This window comes from Micromonospora craterilacus, from assembly GCF_003236315.1.
In the GTDB taxonomy this organism is placed as follows: domain Bacteria; phylum Actinomycetota; class Actinomycetes; order Mycobacteriales; family Micromonosporaceae; genus Micromonospora; species Micromonospora craterilacus.
On the sequence record NZ_POTY01000343.1, the window covers coordinates 1 to 5,103 of the forward strand.

The following is a 5,103-nucleotide window of genomic DNA, read 5'->3' on the forward strand; positions in this document are numbered from 1 at the left end:
ACGCCGACCCAACAGGAGCCCGCCACGGAGTCCTACGCGGCCAACTCGACCCCGCCGCCCGACTCATCTGGATCTTCGAGAAGCTCCGACTGGCCCACGACGTGCGCTGGCCAGTGCCCGAACGGCTCGACGCGAAGCGCGCGCGTTAGGGCTGCGCTCTTCTGCGGTGGCCGTATGTCCGCACTGGTGCTGGTCTATGAAGGGTCGGACATCGAGGCCAACTGAGGTTGCCTTCGGGACGTTCTCCCAGCATGGACGGCACGACCGCCTCGGGCTGTGCCTCTGATCAGCGTCGGGCTGCCGAGCGCCGGCTGATCTTGGTTGTTGAGGAAGTCAGTCGTTGGCCGGGGTGAGTCGGCCCTTCGAAGGCGATCTGGAAGGGGTTCGCAGAATCCACGGTGAGTTCGCGGCCTTGGGCATTAAGGTCGCCGCCTCGACCATCTGGGAAATCCTGCGGGAGCACGTCGTTGCGCCCGCAGCGGAACGGCAGAGCACGACCTGGGCCGACTTCCTGCGCAGCCAGGCGGGCGCGCTGCTGGCCTGCGATTTCTTCGAACGCGTGGTAGCCCTTGCCGGCTGGGCGTCGTGGCGTCGTGATGCCTAACGAGCGGCGATGGGCGCGGTCGTCGGCTTCCGGTCGGCGTCATCCTCGACACGGAACGGGGTGCGCAGGCGGGTCATCGCAGCCGAGCTTACGTCGACGGCAGGTGTGTGGTCGAAAGGCGCATCTGTTCCCGGTGCTTTACGGAACAAATTCGAGTCATGTGCGGTTACATCAGTCAAGAGCTGCTCCAAGTTTGCGCGCCAACGCGCGACCCACCCGCTCACGCATGCGAGCGGGGTGCGGAAAATGAGCGGGGCGGATCCGGCCGCTCGGGGGCGTTGGATCCGTTTCGCTCGGCCCATCGAACCCTAACCCAGAGAAGCCATCGTGTACGGCCTGGGCCGGGGTGCGGGTAGATTGATCAACCAGTCCGCCGGTTTCCGACCACGGCCTGCATCTGATGTCGACCACCACGCGCCGCGACCAATCGGTCGGTGCCGTGCAGGGCGACCCCTTCCACGTTCGGAGACTCCCATGGCGGCACGCCGCCCCAGCAAGACCCTTGTCACACCCACCTCCTTCGCCGACCTCGGCGTGCCCGGCCGCCTGGTCGCCGCGCTCGAGCAGGTGGGCATCAGCGTGCCATTCCCGATCCAGGCCGCGACGCTCCCGGATTCACTCGCCGGACGCGACGTGCTGGGTCGTGGCAGGACGGGATCGGGCAAGACATACGCCTTCGCTCTCCCGGTCCTCGCCCGGCTCTCGGCCGCCACGTCTCCGCGGCTGCCCGGCCGCCCGCGCTCGCTCATCCTGGTGCCCACTCGCGAGCTGGCGACCCAGATCGAAGCGACGATCGCACCGCTGGCCACCGCGCTGTCGCTGCGGACACTGACGATCTTCGGTGGGGTGAGTGCGCGGCCACAGGTCGGTGCACTGCATGCCGGGGTCGATATCCTCATCGCCTGTCCCGGCCGGCTCGCCGACCACGTTTCGAACGGCCACGCGATCCTCGACGCCGTCGAGGTCACGGTGCTCGACGAGGCGGACCACATGGCCGACCTGGGCTTCCTGCCGGTCGTACGGCGACTCCTCGACAAGACACCGCCCCGCTCCCAGCGGCTGCTGTTCTCGGCGACGCTCGACGCGGGCGTCGACGTCCTCGTGCGGCGGTACCTCTCCAACCCAGCCACCCACAGCGTCGACTCGGCGATGTCCCCGGTCGCCGCGATGACCCACCACGTGCTCCGGGTCCGTCACGATGACCGGCTCCCCGTCCTGATCGACCTGACGGCAGCCCCGGGGCGAACGCTCGTATTCACCCGCACCAAGCGGGGCGCCAAGAAGCTGACCGGTCAACTGGTCGCCTCGGGCGTGCCCGCCGTGGAGCTGCACGGCAACCTGGCGCAGAATGCCCGCACCCGCAATCTGGCGGCGTTCTCCGCCGGCGACGCCCGCACGCTTGTCGCGACCGACATCGCGGCGCGCGGTATCCACGTCGACGATGTAGCTCTCGTGATCCACGCCGACCCGCCCGCTGAGCACAAGGCATACCTGCACCGTTCGGGGCGGACCGCGCGTGCCGGAGCGAGCGGCACCGTCGTCACCCTGATGACCGACGACCAGGTCACCGACGTGCGCGACCTCACCCGCCAGGCCGGCATCAACCCGACGATCACCCGGCTTGGGCCCGGTGACTCGCTGCTCACCGAACTCGCCCCGGGCGAGCGCCGCTTCGTGACGCCTCCCACAGCGACGACGGCGCCGCATCACGGACAAGGCCACAGCGCCACGCGGCGCCCGGATCCGCGCACGGCGGCGGGCGGATCGACCGCCAGCGCACCGCGCGGGAGAGGCTCGGAAAGTCGTCGGGCGAGTGCCGCGGAAACCACGTCCGCGCCACGGGGCGCGGCGGCGTTCTCTTCCGGCACGCGGGTGGGTAGCCGGCGCGGTCAGCGCTGACAGCGAAGACACCACGCGGCGCGCCCGTGCTAGCCTCACCGGGTTGCAGCCTTCGGTTTGTCCCATACTTTGCCAGCGCCTGGTGGGTATCTAGCCCGCCAGGCGCTTTTGGTCTGCCGGTTCTTCCGGACCAGCAGCGGCGGCAACCGAGGGCCCGTACGTGGCTCCATCCGCTACTCAAAGGAGAAGACATGGCATTCGGCACAGTCAAGTGGTTCAACGCGGACAAGGGCTTCGGCTTCATCGCGCAGGATGGTGGCGGCGCTGACGTCTTCGCCCACTTCTCGGCCATCTCATCGAGCGGGTTCCGCAGCCTGGAAGAGAACCAGCGGGTCGAGTTCGACGTCGAGCAGGGCCAGAAGGGCCTTCAGGCCGCCAACATCCGTCTGGTCTGACGTTGACTTTGCCAAGCCGTGGCGACGAGGCCTCGCCCGTCGCCACGGCGGTGGCTGAGACCACGGACCGGCGAATGCCGGTCCGTTCCGACACCGCGGTCCTTCGCGGCCTCGAACCGCTGGTGTTGCAAGCGCTGTCCGCCCCCGAGTACGCGGCCGGGACCGCCAGCATCGACCGGCTCCGGCTGGCCCCGGTGCCGCTGGTGCCAGAGGTACGACTGGTCATGGCCGAGGACGCGATCGTCCTCTGGGCACGACTCGAAGCCGAGGCGGGCCACGTCCTCCCGCCGCCGTTCTGGGCGTCTGCATGGACCGGCGGGCAGGGTCTCGCGCGTTACATCCTCGATCACCCGGACACCGTGGCCGGTCGCCATGTCCTCGACGTCGCATCCGGCTCCGGACTGGTCGCTATTGCCGCGGCGATCGCCGGCGCCGCCGGGGTCACCGCCAACGACATCGACCCCTACTCGATCGCGGCAATCAACGCCAACGCCCACGCCAACGGCGTCGAGTTGACCCTGTCGTCGAGCGACCTGCTTGACGGCGACGTTGACGGCGTGGATGTGGTGTTGGCCGGTGACGCGCTCTACCACCCGTCTGTGGCGGCCCGGATGCTGCCGTTCCTCGCCCGCGTCGCGGCGAAGGGCGCTCGTGTCCTCGTCGGCGATCCGGACCGGGGCCACCTGGCCCATGACTGGCTAGAGCGGGTGGCCTCGTACGAGGTGCCGATGAGCGGCGCTCCGGAAGACGCGCAGCTTCACCTGACGAGCGTGCTCAAGCCACGACGCGACAAGGTGGACGACCGGCGGGGCCGGGCCACCCGGCTGCGGCGGGAATCCCATCACTGCCGAACTCGTGAGTGAGCCGGAGCTTTTGCCAGCGCCCTGCCGCCGTGCGGTCAGTACACCTCCCGGACGTTCGCCGCCGCCTGCACGGCGGCCGGGGTCTGGCTACCCAGGCCAACTGCTTCATGGAGCGCTGGGGCCGACTACTCCGCCCCGAACGTACCGGCCGGCCCCCGAACAGTGTGGGTCTCCACCAGCACGGACTTCGTCAACTGGACCCCACCACGACCGTCGTTCGCCGCCGACATCCGCGACGACGCCGCCATCACCGACCCGGGCCGGTCCGGCACCACCCCATGGTCCGAGGTGTACGGCATGCCGGCGATCCGGTACGGCGAGCAGTATCTCGGCCTACCGTGGATCTTCGACATCGTCAACAGTCCCGCACCCTCCGGCGACCTCGGCCCCGACAAGGGCCGCCAGTACATCGGACTGGCCGCCTCTGAGAACCTGCTCACCTGGAGCCGGCCGGAGCGGGGCAAGCTGATCCAGCCCGGCACCACCGGCACCTGGGACTGGGGTTACCAACTCACCGGCACCACCCTGCTCACGATCGGCGACCATGTACGGCTCTACTACTCGGCCTTCGAAGGCGAACACAGCTGCACTGTCGGTCAACGTCGCCCCAACCGGCGGACAACTCCGCGTCGAAGTGCTCGACGCAGCCGGAGTGCCCATTCCCCGCTACACCCTCGCCGACTCCACGCCCATCACCACCGACAACCTCGACGCCACCGCCACCTGGGAAGCAACCAGCACCCTGCCAACCGGCAACGGCCCCATCCGCCTGCGCTTCCACCTGTCCGCCGGCGACCTCTACGCGTACGCCATCACCTGAACCCGACCTCCGGTGACCTCCCGCGTGATCAGTCGTCGAACTCGAAACCAGTGGCAGTCGCCAAATCAACAAGTTGCCGCAGTCGGGTCTCCTCCGTCGCGGCCTCGCGGAGCCGAGCCGCCAGGTCATCTAGCGGCGCGGTCGTCGCTACAGGCGCAGAAGGCCCCGGCTTCGGGTCGAAACGAGAACCGGCCTTCCAGCCCAGCCCAGGCCCGTAGTGCAGATGACCGGATGGACCGCCGACCGCATCCCCGACCAGCGCGGCCGGGTCGCCGTCGTGACCGGCGCGAACTCGGGCCTCGGCCTGGTCACCGCGACCGAGTTGGCCGGCCACGGCGCCCACATCGTGCTCGCCGTGCGGAACATTGCCGCCGGCGAGGAGGAGTGGTCAGCCATTTCTGGTAACTTTTGGAGATCAACGACCGGCGTCAGCCCCGCCTGCACAACAGCGGCCTCGGCATGCACGACACCCGGAGAGCCCGGCGGAGGAGTCTGTGAACAAGACCGACCTCATGTCGAAGG

7 protein-coding genes and 1 pseudogene are annotated in these 5,103 nt (G+C 69.0%); 7 read left to right on the forward strand and 1 reads right to left on the reverse strand.

Annotated features, from left to right (window positions below; all coding sequences use genetic code 11):
* From C1I95_RS36740 to C1I95_RS31710, 5 genes and pseudogenes are all read left to right on the forward strand, one after another.
* Positions 1–149, forward strand: a pseudogene (locus C1I95_RS36740) (acyl-CoA desaturase); the annotation flags it as partial.
* 191 nt (positions 150–340) lie between these two features.
* Positions 341–604: a hypothetical protein gene (locus C1I95_RS31695; protein ID WP_199524002.1), complete on the forward strand. Its 264-nt coding sequence runs from the start codon at positions 341–343 to the stop codon at positions 602–604.
* A gap of 474 nt (positions 605–1,078) precedes the next feature.
* Positions 1,079–2,503, forward strand: coding sequence for a DEAD/DEAH box helicase (locus C1I95_RS31700; RefSeq protein WP_111219513.1), 1,425 nt, complete (start codon positions 1,079–1,081; stop codon positions 2,501–2,503).
* A gap of 191 nt (positions 2,504–2,694) precedes the next feature.
* Complete coding sequence (locus C1I95_RS31705) at positions 2,695–2,898, forward strand: cold-shock protein (protein ID WP_073838002.1); 204 nt, start codon at positions 2,695–2,697, stop codon at positions 2,896–2,898.
* 224 nt (positions 2,899–3,122) lie between these two features.
* Positions 3,123–3,761, forward strand: a complete 639-nt coding sequence (locus C1I95_RS31710) for a class I SAM-dependent methyltransferase (protein ID WP_233514006.1) — start codon at positions 3,123–3,125, stop codon at positions 3,759–3,761.
* Positions 3,762–3,886: 125 nt separating this feature from the next.
* Here the strand turns inward: C1I95_RS31710 and C1I95_RS35015 are convergent, their stop codons facing one another.
* Entirely contained in the window at positions 3,887–4,120 is a 234-nt protein-coding gene (locus C1I95_RS35015; RefSeq protein ID WP_146605920.1) for a hypothetical protein, read from the reverse strand.
* Positions 4,121–4,413: 293 nt separating this feature from the next.
* Here C1I95_RS35015 and C1I95_RS35525 point away from each other — a divergent pair, with 293 nt between their 5' ends.
* Positions 4,414–4,581, forward strand: coding sequence for a hypothetical protein (locus C1I95_RS35525; protein WP_158566513.1), 168 nt, complete (start codon positions 4,414–4,416; stop codon positions 4,579–4,581).
* A gap of 223 nt (positions 4,582–4,804) precedes the next feature.
* Positions 4,805–5,103: SDR family NAD(P)-dependent oxidoreductase (locus C1I95_RS36745; RefSeq protein WP_233514007.1), on the forward strand; the 299-nt coding region annotated here is incomplete at its 3' end.